The 15,792-nt window shown below is 66.4% G+C and carries 14 protein-coding genes; 4 read left to right on the forward strand and 10 right to left on the reverse strand.

Going from position 1 to position 15,792, the window contains the following annotated elements; all coding sequences use genetic code 11:
* Positions 1-131 precede the first annotated feature (131 nt).
* The 7 genes from ACO41U_RS00800 to ACO41U_RS00830 form a co-directional block, all read right to left on the reverse strand.
* Positions 132-3,095 carry a PD-(D/E)XK nuclease family protein gene (locus ACO41U_RS00800; RefSeq protein WP_485941082.1) on the reverse strand — a complete coding sequence of 988 codons (2,964 nt, stop codon included), beginning with the start codon at positions 3,093-3,095 and terminating at the stop codon, positions 132-134.
* Between the two features lie 3 nt (positions 3,096-3,098).
* Positions 3,099-3,464: a DUF1294 domain-containing protein gene (locus tag ACO41U_RS00805; protein WP_298779199.1), complete on the reverse strand. Its 366-nt coding sequence runs from the start codon at positions 3,462-3,464 to the stop codon at positions 3,099-3,101.
* A gap of 16 nt (positions 3,465-3,480) precedes the next feature.
* A complete protein-coding gene (locus tag ACO41U_RS00810) occupies positions 3,481-3,705 on the reverse strand; it encodes a hypothetical protein (protein WP_298779201.1) in 225 nt (74 codons plus the stop codon).
* Positions 3,706-3,838: 133 nt separating this feature from the next.
* Positions 3,839-6,298 (reverse strand): homocysteine S-methyltransferase family protein, encoded by a 2,460-nt coding sequence (locus ACO41U_RS00815; RefSeq protein WP_485941083.1) that lies wholly within the window; start codon positions 6,296-6,298, stop codon positions 3,839-3,841.
* Positions 6,288-6,959: a vitamin B12 dependent-methionine synthase activation domain-containing protein gene (locus ACO41U_RS00820; protein WP_298779204.1), complete on the reverse strand. Its 672-nt coding sequence runs from the start codon at positions 6,957-6,959 to the stop codon at positions 6,288-6,290. Before ACO41U_RS00820 ends, ACO41U_RS00815 begins: the two co-directional genes overlap by 11 nt.
* Positions 6,960-7,835, reverse strand: coding sequence for a methylenetetrahydrofolate reductase [NAD(P)H] (metF, locus tag ACO41U_RS00825; protein WP_298779206.1), 876 nt, complete (start codon positions 7,833-7,835; stop codon positions 6,960-6,962). It abuts the gene before it with no gap.
* A 268-nt stretch (positions 7,836-8,103) separates the two neighbouring features.
* Positions 8,104-9,255, reverse strand: coding sequence for a DUF362 domain-containing protein (locus tag ACO41U_RS00830; RefSeq protein ID WP_485941084.1), 1,152 nt, complete (start codon positions 9,253-9,255; stop codon positions 8,104-8,106).
* Positions 9,256-9,412: 157 nt separating this feature from the next.
* Between ACO41U_RS00830 and ACO41U_RS00835 the strand changes: the two genes are divergently transcribed.
* Positions 9,413-9,586, forward strand: coding sequence for a putative motility protein (locus tag ACO41U_RS00835; protein WP_485941085.1), 174 nt, complete (start codon positions 9,413-9,415; stop codon positions 9,584-9,586).
* A 127-nt stretch (positions 9,587-9,713) separates the two neighbouring features.
* On the opposite strand, the gene rpmB is transcribed toward ACO41U_RS00835, so the two are convergent.
* Positions 9,714-9,932: a 50S ribosomal protein L28 gene (rpmB, locus tag ACO41U_RS00840; RefSeq protein ID WP_298779211.1), complete on the reverse strand. Its 219-nt coding sequence runs from the start codon at positions 9,930-9,932 to the stop codon at positions 9,714-9,716.
* 263 nt (positions 9,933-10,195) lie between these two features.
* On the opposite strand from rpmB, the gene xseB reads away from it, so the two are divergent.
* From xseB to ACO41U_RS00855, 3 genes are all read left to right on the forward strand, one after another.
* The gene (xseB, locus tag ACO41U_RS00845; RefSeq protein ID WP_298779213.1) at positions 10,196-10,459 is read left to right on the forward strand and encodes an exodeoxyribonuclease VII small subunit; all 264 of its coding nucleotides are present in this window, start codon (positions 10,196-10,198) and stop codon (positions 10,457-10,459) included.
* A 160-nt stretch (positions 10,460-10,619) separates the two neighbouring features.
* A complete protein-coding gene (locus ACO41U_RS00850; protein WP_298778741.1) occupies positions 10,620-11,891 on the forward strand; it encodes a Glu/Leu/Phe/Val family dehydrogenase in 1,272 nt (423 codons plus the stop codon).
* Positions 11,892-11,916: 25 nt separating this feature from the next.
* Positions 11,917-13,143 (forward strand): M20 family metallo-hydrolase, encoded by a 1,227-nt coding sequence (locus ACO41U_RS00855; protein ID WP_485941086.1) that lies wholly within the window; start codon positions 11,917-11,919, stop codon positions 13,141-13,143.
* 64 nt (positions 13,144-13,207) lie between these two features.
* On the opposite strand, the gene iadA is transcribed toward ACO41U_RS00855, so the two are convergent.
* Together iadA and nhaC are read right to left on the reverse strand one after the other, a co-directional pair.
* Complete coding sequence (iadA, locus tag ACO41U_RS00860; RefSeq protein ID WP_485941087.1) at positions 13,208-14,356, reverse strand: beta-aspartyl-peptidase; 1,149 nt, start codon at positions 14,354-14,356, stop codon at positions 13,208-13,210.
* A gap of 25 nt (positions 14,357-14,381) precedes the next feature.
* Positions 14,382-15,792 (reverse strand): Na+/H+ antiporter NhaC (nhaC, locus tag ACO41U_RS00865; protein WP_485941088.1); only part of this gene is annotated, 1,411 nt, incomplete at its 5' end.

Here is a 15,792-nt window from a genome sequence, read left to right on the forward strand (position 1 = left end):
AGGATTCAAAGTAAGAACGCCACGCGCCAAGTCTTTCCACTCTTAATTATAGTGTACCTGTCGCGTAAAACCCATAGGCTGGATCAAAAAGTCGGGAATTTTAGGGATTTTTATTTTTTGCACCGACGGAACTACTCCAGCAGGGCTGCGGGCTCCGCGTCGTCCTCCACAGAAAGCGCCTCGCCGTGGAATTCGCCCCGTCGGCAGATGCCCTTCATGTCGCAGACGCGGCAGGACGGGGAGTCGTAGAACGGCTCGAACTCTCCTGCCAGGAGCAGCGCGGCGGCACAGCGCATGGCGCAGGCGGCCTCCTCCATGCGGTCCTCCATGGAGGCCAGGAGCTTCTTGGGGGCTTCGGCCTCCTCCGCGAACAGGGGCTGGAGCTCCGGCGCCAGCGTGCCGGCCGCCCGACCGTCCGCCATGCCGAGGAAGCAGAGACCCTTCAACGGGACGTCGGGATAGCGCTCCTGGAACATCAGCGCGTAGGCCGAGAGCTGGAGCCCGAACCGGAACCGGTCCCGTCCGTCCACGTTCCAGCTCCTTGCAGGCAGGGACTTCACCCCCTCGTCGTAGACGGCGGCTCTGCGGCTCTTGTAGTCCGTGATGACCGCGCACGTCCGGCCGTCGGGGTCCGCCAGGAGCTCCACCCGGTCGCAGCGCCCGTGGAACGTTACGCCTTCCCTCGCGGTGGAGAGCCTTGCGTCATCCTCCAGCCATATCCCCTGGTGCCTGAAGCCGGTGTCCCGCAGCCGTTGGATGATGCGCTGCTGCACCTCTCCAAGGCGGAGGGCGCGAAAGCGCAGGATCCCCATCCGGCGCGCCAGCCGCCGGTCCTCTGCAAAGCGCTCATACTCCGCGTAGGACTCGTCCGCGGCCTCCAGCTTGGCCCACTCCTCGCGGGCCAGCGCGGCGAAGTCCGCTTCGGGGTCCTGTCCGAACCGCCGCCACGTCCTTTCCCAGAAGGCGTGCGTCAGCACCCCCCACTCCGAGGCCGTGGCGACCTCGATGCGGCGCTCGTGCAGGCGCGCCCTGCGCTCCAGCCACCAGCGCAGGGGGCAGGTCAGCAGGCCCTGGAGGTCGCTGACGGCCAGCGTGTCCTGTCCGGATTCGGATACATCCCGCTGCATCCCGTGAAGGCTTTGGGGCCGTCGATCAACCGACGCCTTGGGGTCGGGGTCGACGTCGGGGAAGAAGTCCTCGTATTGGGTCAGGCTCTCCAGGGGGACGACGGGGAGCTCCGTCCTCGTCCACAGGCCGCGGGCGTCCTCCAGGAGGCGGGACACGAAGGGGGAGGGGGGCATGGGGTGTCCCGCGTCGTCCGTCAGGGAGCGGTAGATCAGGGTCAGGTCCTCTCCCGTCAGGAGCAGGCGGCGAAAGAGCGCCTCCCTCTGCACGGCCTTCTCCTGGGGGGAGGGCATGTGTACGCCGTTCCGGTCCAGTCGCTGGCGCTCCGAGGCGTCGAGCAGGGGGGAGCTCTGGGAGCGGCCGGGCCACGTCCGCTGGGTCACACCGGTCATGATCCACACAGAGTGGGAGGCCAGCACCGGCGGCTGCCCCGCGTAGAGCCGGAGGGCGCCGGACAGGGGCATGGGAGCCCGGGTGTGGCTCTCCCGGCACCAGGTTTCCAGAAAGTCGAAGGCGTCCCGGTCCTTCAGAGGGGTGCGTCCGACGGGCCCGATGTCGGGCAGCAGCTCGCGAAGGCTCAACATCTTCTCCCGCACCGTTTCGATGGCGGAGGCGGTGGTCCGGACCTCCTCGTCCAGTTCCGGGCAGGAGATGTCGGCCATGCGGTCCAGCCAGAGCCCCTTCGCCGTCAGGAACCGATAAAATTCCGCCATCAGAAGGGCGGGCGTGCCGCCCTTCCGGACGGCGCGGCAGAGGCGGGCCACGGCGCGCATGGAGGCCTCTGCGGCCTTGACCGGCTCGTCCTGGCTTGCCCTGGACAAGTAGCGCGTCCAGCCCGTGAGGCCACTGGGGCCGGCCCGCAGAGTGCGCTCCGCGGGAAAGGGGGAGCCCGCGAAGCAGGGCTGCGTCAGCAGCATGATGGTGTCCCAGGTGGGGAAGCGCTGCTCGTCCAGCAGGCGTATGGCGGACAGGATGCGCCCCGGCAGCGTCCGGTCGATGCTCACGCCCAGGGTGGGAAAGAAGGGAACCTCGTAGCGCGTCAGCGCGTCCGTCATGTCCTCGATGCCCTCCGGCGTGGACATGACGCCGATGGAGGCAAAGCCGGGGAAGTCCATCACGCTTGCCAGCGGCCCCGCACCGGCGGCCCAGAGGGCCAGGGCCCGGGCGACGGCCTCCGGCTCCAGGGAGGGCTCCTCCACCGGCGTTTCCACGATCCGGCCACTGGACCTCTCTGCGCCGAGCTGCCAGGTGTAATTGGCCAGCTGCTCCGTCGCGTCGTAGAAGTCCCCCAGCCCCGACTCCGGCTTCAGGATGACGAGCTCGCGACAGCGTGCCTCCAGGGCCTTCACGAGCTCCAGCTGCCCGTGGGTGAAGGACAGAAAGCCCGTGAAGGCCAGCGTCAGGTCGGCGCCCCATCCGTCCCCCATCTGCCCCAGGAGCTCCGATGCGGCCGTGCAGATCTCCGCGCTGTCCAGGAGGCCGTTCCGGTGCAGGTAGTCCAGGAAGCGTGCGTAGACGTCGCGCAGCAGGGCCGCGACGGGGTTGTCACCCGCCTCCATCTGGTCCGGCCGCACGGCCTCGTTCATCAGCTCCTGCACGTCGTTGGACAGGATGTCGAGAAAGCCAGCGCGGCCTACGCCCGGCCACTGCTTCACGAGGTCCGGCCGGTCCTGAAGCGCCTCCTGAAGCAGGCAGCGCAGGATGAGGAGGTGATCGGGGGGAGAGATGGCGCGCCGGGCGTGCACACCGGGCGTCGAGGCGATGTCGTCGTAGAGGTCCTGCCAGGTCCACAGGATGTCCTCCCGTTCGCCCAACGGGCCGAACTGCCCCTGGCCGGAACGGAGGAACCACCACTCCCGGTCCTTGCGGGAGGGGACGATAAAGCGCAGGGAGTTGCCCAGGGGGAGAAGCTCCCGGATCAGGGAGGAGAGGCCGGAGCCTCGAAGGTAGGGCAGGATGCGGACGCCCATGGGTTAGCCCTGGCGCGTCAGCAGCCAGAGGGCGAAGGCGAGGTGCAGCACGGCCGAGAGGACGATGACGACGAGGAAGGCCGGTTTTTGGGTCTTGTGGCGAAAGAGCTGCCTGCCACAGAGGGCGCCCGCAAAACCTCCGGCCAGCGACAGGAGGTGCAGCACGGCCTCCGGCACGCGCCACCCTCCGCGCCTGCTTTGGACCTTGTCGAAGCCGTAGAACAGAAACGTTGAAACGCTGCAGCAGAGGAGCCACATTGGATAGACGGTCAGGAAGCCGCCCAGGCGCCGCGCGGCGAGGGCCGTGAGGGCGATGCAGGCGGCAGCTGCGGCGAGGAAGAACCGGCGCGGCGACGACTTCATGGACATGACGGAGAACCCTCCCTCAAAGGCCGCCTCCGCGGCGCTTCTTCCGCTCCCAGAGCCACAGGAGCCCCATGCTGCCCAGGATGGCCAGGGCGAAGCCCACCCCGGCGCCGTAGACGGCGAAGAGAGCCCCCTCCTCGCTCCAGGGCAGCGCAAGCCCCCTGAGCAGGAGCGTCCCCAAAGCGACGATTGCCGCTGCTGCCGTCGCGCCCCGGAGGGCGGCCCTCTGCGTGAGTCTGCGCACGTCGATTGCCTCCTTAATAAATGGCCGGCCTTCCCAACCTTCCCGGATGCCGGAGTTCAGTCCGGGGGCACCTCTTTTTCGGGGGTAGCCCTACGTTAAAATTATACCCGCCCCGGCCGTTTTTTCCCCAGGTTCACGCCCCCTTGTCCTTCAGGAGCTCCGAGGCGATCCGAACGCTCTCCATGGCGTCGCGCGCGTAGAAGTCCGCCCCCGTGAACCGCGCCAGGTCCGGTGTCAGCACCGCGCCACCCACCAGCACCTTCACGCCGGGACACTCCGAGCGGACGCGCTCGATCGTGTCCTTCATGCTGGCGACGGTCGTCGTCATCAGGGCGCTGAGCCCCACGACGCGCGCGCCGCTCTCCCGGACCGCGGCGACGACCTGCTCCGGCGGCACGTCCTTACCCAGGTCAACCACCTTGAAGTTGTAGTTCTCCAGAATGACCTTGACGATGTTCTTGCCGATGTCGTGTACGTCGCCGTACACCGTGCAGAGGACGATGGGCCCCAGCGCCGTTTCCGCGTCCTTTTGAGGGGAGGCGGCCAGAGCGGTCTTCAGGCGCTCAAAGGCGGCCTTGGCGGCGTCGGCGGACTTGATCAGCTGCGGCAGAAACAGGTGCTTCGCCTCGTACTCCCGCCCCACGGAGTCGAGGGCCGGGACGATGTGCTTCTCCACGATCTCCAGGGGGGCCAGGTCTCGAAGGAGCCTGTCCGTCTCCGCGGCGGCCTCCTCCTTCAGCCCACGGACGATGGCCTCGTCCAGCCCCCCCGCGGCGGCGGGGGAGGCCCCGGCTCCTTCCGTCGGGACGGGTGCCGAGGGCGCAGCGGTCGGCTCCGGGTGCGCCTGACAGTAGGCGATGTAGTCGTGGGCCTCCCGGTCGATGCCGCTCAGCAGGCGCCACGCGGCCAGCGTCTCCCTCATGCCCATGTCCCCTGGATTGATGATGGCGGCGTCGAGGCCCTGCATCAGCGCCGCAGCGAACATCGTCCGGTTGATCAGCGGCCGGCGCGGCAGGCCGAAGGACACGTTGCTGAGCCCCAGCACGGTGGAAACGCCCAGCTCTTCCTTCGCCATCCGCACGGCGCGGAGCGTTTCCCGAACCAGGTCCTGCTGCGCGGAGGCCGTGAGGGTCAGGCAATCGATCAGGATGTCGCGGCGGGGGATGCCCAGCCGTTCCGCCTCCCGGACGATGCGCCGGGCCACGGCCAAACGATCCTCGGCTGAGTCGGGGATTCCGTCGTCGTCGAGAGCCAGCCCCAGAACGCAGGCTCCGTACTTCTTGGCGATGGGGAGCACCGTTTCCAGGCTCTTCTCCTTGCCGTTGACGGAGTTGAGGAGGGGTTTGCCGTTATAGGCACGGGCGCCGGCTTCGAGCGCCGCCGGGTTCGGGGAGTCCAGCTGCAACGGGAGGTCGACCACCGCCTGAATTTCCTCGACGGCCCGCCGCAGCATGGCCGGCTCGTCCACGTCGGGGAGCCCCATGTTGACGTCCAGCACGTGGCTCCCCTGGTCCTGCTGCTTCAGCGCTTCCTTCAGCACGTAGTCCATGTCCCCCGCGCGGATGGCGGCCTGGAGGGCCTTCTTCCCCGTGGGGTTCAGGCGTTCACCGATGATGACGAAGTCCGTGCCGAAGGAAACGGCGACGCCCGGCGTGCAGATACAGGTCCTGTCGGGGACGGAACGGGGTGCGACCTCCTGCCGTGCGGCGCGCACGGCGGCAGCCACCTTCGCAATGTGCGCCGGCGTCGTCCCGCAGCACCCTCCAAGGATCGCGCAACCCATCTCCGCGAACCGGACGGCGGCCTCTGCGAACTCGTCCGGCGTCACGTCGTAGAAGGAGGCTCCGTCGCGCATCACGGGCAGGCCCGCGTTGGGCTGCACCATGACGGGCGCGTGGGCCAGCGCGCAAATATCCTGGACGATGGGGAGGAGCTGCTCCGGCCCCAGGGAGCAGTTCACCCCCAGGGCGGCGACGCCCAGGCCCTCGAGCGTCATGACCATGGACGCGACCGTGGCGCCGAAGAACGTGCGCCCGCCCTCCTCAAAGCTCATGGTGGCCAGGATGGGCAGGCTACAGTTTTCCTTCACGGCGAGGAGGGCCGTCCGAAGCTCGCGCAGGTCGGTGAAGGTCTCAAGCAGCACGACGTCGCTCCCGTCGCGGCCGGCGCGCACCTGTGCGGCCACCGCGTCGTAGACATCGTCGAAGGAGGCGTCCCCCAGGGGTGCCATCACGCGCCCCGTGGGGCCGATGTCGAGCGCGGTGAGCGCCCCCGTCTCCGCCGCCGCCTCCCGCGCCAGCCGCACCGCGGCGGGGACCACCGCGTCCACGGAGAGCCCCTCTCGTTCCAGCTTGAAGGGGTTGGCCCCGAAGGTGTTCGTGGTGATGAAGTCGGCGCCCGCCGCAGCGTACTCCCGATGGATATCCCGGATCAGGTCGGGGTGGGTGAGGTTCAGGGACTCCGGCAGCTCGCGCAGCTTCAGTCCCCGCGCCTGAAGCATGGTGCCCATGCCCCCGTCGAAGAACAGGATGTCCCGCCCCAGTTCCTTGGGGCGCGGCCCTCTCGTCCTCAGATGTCCAAGGTCAAAGTCCACAGCCTTCTCCTCTCTTTCTGTAGGGACACGTCTCCCGCCCGGAGCAGGTTCCGCAGCCGCGCGTCCGGTCCGTGTCCTGAAGCGACACGCCGATGATGGCGGTGACGGATTTGACGGGCGTCATCATGAAGCGCTTCGTCATGGCGAGGCCGATGCGCCGCGTCGCGTCCAGAACCGCGATGACGTCCGCCGAGGCCTGCAGGGGGGCATCGCCGTAGCCGGGGCTGAAGCGCATGGTGAGGTGTTCCCCCTCCTTCAGGTCCCCGGCGATCTTCCCTTCCTCCTCGTCGCAGAGGGCGTCCGCCCGCACGGATGCGCAGGCGTCCAGCATGACGCCTCCCAGCATGTCCCGCGCCTGAGCCCTCAAGATGGCGCGGTCCACCTCGCTGCCCAACGTCACCGCCATGAGGCAGCACTCGCTGGATTGGGCCAGGAGCCTGGCCAGGTCCCGGCTCTGGATGGTGAAGCCCGCGACGGCGACGCCCAGGCCGTCCGCAAGGAGCTCCAAAGGGAAGCGCCGGGAAACGCCCCGGGGCCGCGCGACGCCTTCAAGCTCCTCAAAGGTCCGCCTCACCTGCTCAGCGAGCTCTCCGCTGCGCTGGTTTAGGGGAACGCGCATGAAGCGCAGCGCGTCGTCGATCATGGCCTGCGTGGGGTGCATTCAGGACCTCTTGACCCTCATGGAGTAGAGGATGGCGCGGATGTTCTCGTCGATGCGGCGCACGACGTCCGCCTGGTTCATGGTGTAGAGGTGGATGCCCTCCACCCCGCGGGCCAGGAGGTCGATGATCTGATCCGTGGCGTAGGCGATGCCCGCCTCCTTGATGGCCCCAGAGTTGTGCCCGTAGGCGTCGACGAAGCGCTGCACGCGCGCGGGTACGCTGGCGCCGCACATGGTGATCATCTTCTCGATCTGGTGGGGCGAGGTGATGGGCATTATGCCCGCGATGATGGGCTGCTTGATGCCGATGGCGCGAGCCTTGTCCCGGAAGGAGAAGAACGTGTCGTTGTCGAAGAACAGCTGCGAGATGAGAGCCTTCACGCCGAGGTCGCACTTCTCCTTCAGGTGATGCAGGTCCGTCCCCATGCTGGGGGCCTCCAGGTGCTTCTCCGGGTAGCAGGCGGCGAACAGGTCGAAGTCGCTGCCTCGTTCGTTGATGAAGGCGACGAGCTCCGAGGCGTGGTGAAACTCGCCCAGGTCATTCTCGTCCTTCAGGTCGCCGCGCAGGGCCAGGACGTTTCGGACGCCCGCGGCCGTGAGCTCGTCCAGGATTTCCCCGATGTTTGCCCGCGTGGCCCCGACGCAGGTCAGGTGCGCCACGCCCATGATGCTGTACTTGTTCTGGATGCCCGAGGCGATCCTCACGGTGTTGTCGCGGCTGGTCCCGCCCGCGCCGTAGGTGACGCTGATGAGGTCCGGGCCGAGGCTCGCCAGGTTGTCGATGGTGGCGTAGGTCCCCTCGAGGCTTGTCGAGCCCTTGGGGGGAAATATCTCGAAGGTGTAGCTCGGCGTCGGGATGTCTAAAAGCTTCTTCACGGTGACGGCAACTCCTTTCATTATGACGCAGCGCGGCTGCGGAACGGTCCGGCGCCCCCTGCAAAACGGAAACGCCGCCCCTGCGACCATGGACGGCGTTTCCCTGAAAAACGACAAAGCTCCACTTATCGCTGTCAGCAGGACCACCTTGAACGACGCATCGAACAGGTTGGCGCAGGATCGTCGAGCTGACTCTCTCCCCGTGCTCTCGATAAAATATTCAATTTGAGAATTCTATCACAAGGGCCTCCGCTGGGCAAACCGGCTTTCACCGAAACCATCCGACCAACCGTTCGATCTGCCGGCTGAAGCGGACGAGGGGGCTCTCTCGAAACGCGATGGCGCGGACGGGGCACATCTCGTGGCAGCAGTAGCAACGGATGCACTTGCCGTAGTCGAACCGGAGCGTTCTGCCGCGGAGGATCAGCGCGTCTGCGGGGCAGACCTCCGCGCATCGCCCGCAGCCGATGCACCGCTCCGCGATTTGGATGGGGCGGGACGTCATGGCCCGCTCCAAAAAGGGCAGGCGAGGCAGGAGGCGCAGGCTGCCCTGGGCGGGGAGCCTGACGCTGAAGACGTGGTCCGGCGGAAGGTCGCCTGCGACGTCCGCGTCGTTCAGCGCGCACTGGGGAAGGCGCCGCTGCCTGGCGGCGCGGTACAGGGGAAAGTCCTCGAGGCGGACGCCCATCATGCGGCAAAGCCGCAGGTCCATGAGGAGTGGGTCGCGGGCGGCCGCCACGACGCCCCAGGGGTTGGGGCGGCCGCTGGTGGGCCCCTCTCCGTCCATCCCAACGACGCCGTCGAGGATCGTCAGGCAGGGGGCCACGGCCCCCGCGATGTCCAGGAGGAGGGACGCGAAACGATCCCGGTCGAAGCCCACGTCGAAGTGCCATGCGGCCTTGGCGCGCCCCACGACGCACCCGAACAGGTTCTTGACGCCCAGGGTGAGGAGCATCTGTCCGTGGGTCTTCATCTTGGGGAGGTTTACGATGGCGTCGGCCTCGAGGACCAGGCGGCTCACGTCGATCTTCCGAAAGAGGGAGTCCTCGGAGGTCTTCAGGGGCGCGGGGTCCGTCAGCTCCACGCAGGAGATTCCCAGTTCCCGTGCGACGCCCGCGAAGCCGGCTCGCTCCGCGGCCTCATGGAAGGCGTCGATGCCGGGGCTGTCCGCGATGAAGGGCCTTGCGCCGCAGTCCAGCAGCAGGCGGGCGACGGCGCGGACGACGGAGGGGTCCGTCGTGGCGCGGCGCTCCGGCGCGTGCCCGCCCACCAGGTTCACCTTCAGGAGCACGCGATCTCCGCGCTTCACGAGGCTCGATGCGCCGCCAAAATGGTCAAAGGCCCGCCGCACCGCCGCATCGATGCCCACCTGATCGTAGTCCTTCTGCTGGATCAGCAACAGTCCGCCCTTTTCGTCCATGACCTCTGCGCCCCCTCCTTTCGGGTTCTGCGGCTGCGGCGCCGCTCGATCAGCTCAAACGCTTTCATTTCGTCCGCGCCGCGGTTCGGATGTGCTATCATAAACAAAGCGGCTCTGGCCTGCAAAGTGGACAGGGTGCTGCCGAAGGGGGTGAGCGATGGTGGACATCACGGCGGATGTCGCGCGGTATTCCATGGAGATGGCCTCGGCGCGGACGGCTCAGGCGGTCCAGACCTCCATGCTGCAGAACGTCATGGAGGCCCAGAAGGACATGATGGCGCAGCTTCTCAAGTCCATGGGGCTTGGCGGCTCACTGGACGTCAGGGCGTAGTGACGCAGGTTTGGGGCAGTCCGCCAGGGCCGCCCCAAAATTTTGCCCAGGCTTCGGTGAAGAGGGGGCGCGACCGCCGCTCAGACCACATACAAAAAAAGGGCTCCGACAGGAGCCCCGAATCCGTTTACGCCTCAGCCGGCGCCGTGGTGGCCATTGCCCTCCGGACGAAGCCGGACCTCAGGCATTTGGTGCAGACCCGCACCTTGAACGTCGTACCGTCGCCCGCGTCGATGCGAACGCTCTGAAGGTTGACGAGCCAACGACGACGGGTGTGCCGGTTCGAGTGGCTCACCGCGTTTCCCGAAGCGGGCCCGCGCCCGCAGCACTGACAGAACTTTGCCATGATCGTTTCCTCCCTGCATCGGGCGTGGGGGAGGGAGCGCTTCCCGATGCCTCCCCGCTCCGCCGAGCGATCCTCAAAATTAACTCTAGAATTTTATCACAACTTTTGGAGAATCGCTGACTGATCTTAAAAAGTTGCAGAAGACGATGTCGTCGTCCGTAAACGCCCCGTCCGTTTTTTGCGCCGCGACCTGCTACAATAACGCAAGGCAACCAATAACGTGGAGATCGTTATCTCGTTTGACCTTGCGGGAGGGAAAGGATATGCCGTTCGGAGAAAATCTGGCGCGTCTGGATGAGATCGCAAAACGCCTGGAGTCCGAGCCGATGTCGATGGACGAGGCGCTGGCGGTTTTTGAAGAGGGAGTGGCCCTCGTTAAAAAGAGCGAGAAGCTGCTCCAGAGGGCGGAGCGGAGGGTGACGATCCTGACGGAGGAGGGGGAGGCGCTTTTCGAGGCCGCGCAGCCAGCGGACGTCGAGGATACAGGGGAGGATGAGGAGAAGGACGAAGGGGAATTTGACCTGTAAAAACGGAATTTCCGCACGCTTTTCTCCTTTTTGTGATATCCTTTAGACACGTTGCGAGGTCGCTCCGTCCAGGGGCTGTCGCGGTGTTCGTTCTTTACTCTTATTATCTTTTATTTTCCCAGCGATGGGAGCTCAAAATATCGTGGAGGTGCATGACGTAATGGCTGAGAGAAGAAAGGCTGAAAACGTACTGCTGGATACGGCGCTTCAGGAATTTTATGGCGCGGCGGACGAGATGGGGCTCAGCGAGAAGCTGATCTCCATCCTGAGCCATGCGGAGCGCAGGCTTGAGGTTTCCGTGCCCACCGAGATGGACGACGGCTCCGTGAAGGTTTTTAAGGGCTATCGCGTGCAGCACTCCACGGCCCTTGGGCCTGCGAAGGGCGGCCTTCGCTACGACCCCGCGGTGGACATCGACGAGTGCGAGGCGCTTGCCATGCTCATGACCTGGAAGTGCTCCCTGGCGGGCATCCCCTACGGCGGTGGCAAGGGCGGCATCTGCTGCGACCCGCTCAACATGTCGAAGAAGGAGAAGGAGCGCATGACCCGCACCTTCGCTGCGCGCATTGCCCCCATCATCGGTTCCTGGACGGACGTGCCCGCCCCCGACATGAACACGGGCGGCCCCGAGATGGTGTGGATCCTGGACACCATCAACAAGATGCACGGCCAGTTGGAGCCGGGTATCCTGACGGGCAAGCCCATCTCCTATTGGGGCTCCAAGGGGCGCAACGAGGCCACGGGTCGCGGCGTCGCGACCTGCGGGCTTGAGTTCATGAAGGCGCTGGGCAAGGACCCCACGAAGATGACCGCCGCCATTCAGGGCTTTGGCAACGTGGGCAGCTACACGGCCAAGACGCTGCAGGAGAACGGCGTCAAGGTCGTCGGCATCAGCGACATCACGGGCTCCTACTACTCCGAGAAGGGCATCGACATCGAGAAGGCCTTTGAGGTGAAGGACAAGGACCCCAAGAAGCTCCTGAACGGGTTCGAGAAGGTCGGGAACTGCGAGAAGGTCGACGAGGTCCTGTTCACGAAGTGTGACTTCCTGTTCCCCTGCGCGCGCGACGGCGTCATCAACAAGGACACGGCGGGCAAGGTGTTGGCGAAGTACGTCGTCGAGGGCGCGAACGGCCCCACCACGCCGGAGGGCGACAAGATCATGGCGGACGCGGGCGTGAAGCTGGTGCCCGACTTCCTGGCCAACTCGGGCGGCGTCATCGGCTCCTACTTCGAGTGGGCCCAGAACCTTCAGGGCTTCTTCTGGACCGCCGACGAGTACAACACCCGCCTGATCCACATCATGAAGGACAACTTCAAGCGCGTTTGGGACTACGCGGAGGCCAAGAAGGTCACGATGCGCCGTGCAGCCACCATGGCCGCCATCCAGCGCGTCGCCGACGTGGTGGAGCTGCGCGGGCTCTTCCTGTAGGCGTCTTTTTGGGAGGAGTTTTCTGGTGAACGACAAGGTTTTAACGGAAGTCGAGCGGCTCAGGGACGACATGGTTGCGGCCCTGAGCCGCATCTGTCGGATCCCCGCCGTTTCCCCCCACAACGGGGGGACGGGCGAGGAGCCCAAGGCGCAGGAAATCGAGAAGCTGGTCGCGGAACTGGGACTGGGGAAGGTCCGCTGGGAGTTCGTGGACGACCCCAAGTCGCCCACGGGCAACCGCCCCTCCCTCTTTCTGGAGTGGCCGGGACGGCAGAAGCGCCGCCTCTGCATCCTCTCACACATGGACATCGTGCCGGAGGGGGACCGCGCCGTCTGGTCTCTGGACCCCTTCAAGCCGGAGGTCCGGGGCTCGCGCCTCTATGGTCGCGGCGTCAGCGACAACGGGATGGCGCTCATCGCGTCGCTCTTTGCGCTGAAGGCCCTGGTCAACGCCGGCGTGGAGCCGGAGTACACGGTGTACCTCGCCTTTGTCTGCGACGAGGAGATGGGGAGTCACCATGGCCTGATCCCGCTGTTCGAGCGAGGCGACCTGTTCCGCGAGGACGACCTCGTCATCGCGCCGGACAGCGGCAACGATGCGGGTGACTTCATCGAGATCGCGGAGAAGGCAGGGTGGAAACTGAGCTTTACGGTGCTGGGCCATCAGACCCACGCTGCGATCCCCGACAAGGGGCTGAACGCCTGCCGTGTGGCCAACCTTTTGGCGGTGGAGGTCGATGAGGCCCTGCACAAGGCCTTCCCTGAGGAGGACGCCCGATTCGAGCCGCCCGTGTCCACCTTTGAGCCCACGCGCCGCTTCGCCAACGTGCCCAACACGAACACCGTGCCGGGACGCGAAGAGTTCGAGTTCGACTGCCGCGTCCTGCCGTCGGTGGACCTGGACCGGGCCTTTGAGGTGGTGGAGAAGGTGCGTAAGGACGTGGAGGCCCGAACCGGTGCCAAGATCGAGCTCAACGTCAACCGCAGCGACGCGGCCAAGCCGACGGACGAGTCGAGCGACATCGTCCGCCTGATCTCCGGGGCGGTTCAGGAGGTCCTGCACCTGAAGCCGAGGACGGGGGGCATCGGGGGCGGCACCTTCGCCGCCGTGTTCCGCCGCAACGGCATCCCCGCGGCCGTCTGGGCCCAGGAGTGCGGCGGCGTCGCGCACCAGCCGGACGAGTTCACGGAGATTCCGTACATCGTCAACAACGCCAAGGTCTTTGCCCTGATGATGACGGGCGGCAAATAGCCGCTTCGCTGAGCGGGAAAAAGCAAAAAAGCGCGGGGGAGGGCATCAGGCCCTCCCCCGTTCGTTACCCTTCCTGGGGCTCAAAGGTCCCGCGGGCCAGCACCTCGCCGTCCCGCATCATCACTCGCCCTCGCCCGACGAGGGTCCTCAGCCGCAGGTCCTCGTCGAGGAGCATCACGTCGCCGTCCTGGCCCTTCTCAAGCCGTCCCTTGCGGGGCAGGCCCAGGAGGGCCGCCGGGTTGGCGCTCATGAAGGCGAAGACCCTTTCGAGCGGGGCGGCGGACCGCTCCCGGCAGGCCGCCGCGGCGCGCAGGATGGAGGCCGGGTCCCCGACGCCCATCCCCGCGAAGTTCCCTGCGCTGTCGAAGCGGGGCATGCTGCCGTTGCCGTCCGAGCTGAAGCAGACGCGCGACAGGTCGCACCCCTCGGAGGCGAATTGGGCGACGGCGTCCGGCGTCTTCTCGTCGGCGGTGAGGTCTGCGGCTCCCCCCTCCTGGACCCAGCGGACCGCATCGGCCAGGAGCTCCTGGCAGCGGCTCACGTGGGTCGGCATGAACTGGGTGAGAGGGACGTCCGTCCCCCTGACGGCCTCCCGCAGGGGATTGAGCCCCGTCCCCTCGCTTCCCATGTGGACGCAGACGACCCCCCGCTTCCCGGAGAGCATCCCCGCGACCCGCACGTCGGAGACCAGGGCCCGTATCGCCTCCGGGGAGGGGTGGGAGGAACGGTGGTCGGAGAGGGCCATCTTGCAGCCGATCACCTTGTCGATCCAGGCGATGTCCGTGCCCGTCCTGCCGGTGATGGTCGGCCCCGGAAGCTGGTAGGCGCCGGTGTAGATCCACGTGCTCAGGCCTTCGATTTCGAGGGCGCGCGCCTTGGCCAGCAGCTCCGTCAGGGAACGGCTGTAGCCGTCGGTGCCCAGGAGCCCGACGGCGGTCGTGATCCCCGCCTTCACGAAGGTGGAGAGCTGAGCCGGCGGGGTCCGGAAGTTGAAGCCCCCCTCGCCCCCTGCGCCGCCGAAATGGTTGTGGTGGTCCACGATGCCCGGCGCCGCGATGGCCCCGCGGGCGTCGATCGTCTCAAGGTCCGGCACGTTGACGGTGAGGTCCGCTTCCGCCGCGGCCACCCGTCCGCCAAGGATCAGGAGGTCCCTGACCCCGACGTGCTCCGGGGCGTAGAGGTCTACGTGCTTCAGCAGCAGTGGGTGCGTCATCTGAGCGTCCCCGTCCTGCGCGGCATCAGAGTGTGGCCTCAGGTCCCCTGGCCTGAGATCCGTCCTTCGGCTCCGTCCTGAAGATGGCGAAGCCGCAGAACGCGTAGAGCCAGGCCAGCAGGAACCCGCAATAGCACATCACGGCCCAGGGGACGTACTCCAGCACGGGGACGTTGAAGAGCCCGTACATGTAGACGCCCGCCGCGGACCAGGGGATCAGGGGCACGAACACGGTGCCCGAATCCTCAAGGGTGCGGGACAGGACGCGGCGCTGGATGCCGAAGTCGTCGAAGAGGTCCCGGTACATGGTTCCCGGCATGATGATGCTGAGGTAGGAGTTCCCCGTGCCGAGGGCCGTGATGATCCCCGTCAGGGAGGTGGAGAACACGAGGCGTCCAACGCTGCTCCGGATGAAGCGCTCCTTCATGGCCGAGGTCACGACCCGGATGGTGCCCGTGCACTCCAGCTGTCCCGCGAAGATGTAGGCGAAGAACACGACGGTCACGGAGGAGGACATGAAGGAGAGCCCTCCGCGGCTCAGGAGCTTGTCGACGACCTCCAGGCCTGTGGCCGCCTTGGGGCCGCTCGCCATGATCTTGACGATATCCGACAGCCCGTGTCCCTGCATCATCGCCAGCGGCACGGCCGAGGCCATGGAGGCCCAGAGGACGGGGATCGTCGGAAAGCCCATGAAGGCCAGGATCAGAAGGAGCACGGCAGGGAGCAGGACGAGGGGAGTAAGTTTGTAGGAGCCGTCGATGGCGTGGACGATCTCGTTGATGCGGGTCATGTCCATGGTGTCCGCAGCGCTGGAACCGGCCCAGGCGTAGACGGCGAGGCCGATGCAGAACGCGGGGACGGTGGTCCACAGCATGGACCGGATGTGAGCGACGACGTCGGTCTCCGCGGTGGCCGCTGCCAGCACCGTCGTGTCGGAGATGGGGCTGACCTTGTCGCCGAAGTAGCTGCCCGCGATGATGGCGCCCGCCGTGGCGGCGGGGGAGATGCCCAGGCCGTGTCCGATGCCCATGAAGGCCACGCCGAAGGTGGCCGCCGAGCCCCAGGAGGTTCCCGTCAGCACGGAGGAGATGGCGCAGACAAGGCAGGCCGAGACCAGGAAGGTCTGAGGCTTCAGGATGGAGAGCCCGAAGTTGATCATGTAGGGGACCGTCCCGGCCGCCATCCAGATGGCGATCATGGGCCCGACGATCAGAAGGATCAGGATTGCTCCCGAGGCCCGCGCCACCATGGGGATGACGCCTTCCTTGAACATGAAGTCCCAAGTGAAGCGATAGACGCCGACGTAGACGATGGTCGTGGCCATTGCAACGATCAGCACCAGCATTCCCGTGTCGAAGTTCAACACCAGCTTGCCCATCACCATGATGAAGAGGATCATCAGGAGGATGAGGACTGCGCCGACCAAACCGACTTCC

This window comes from Fretibacterium sp., assembly GCF_057312375.1.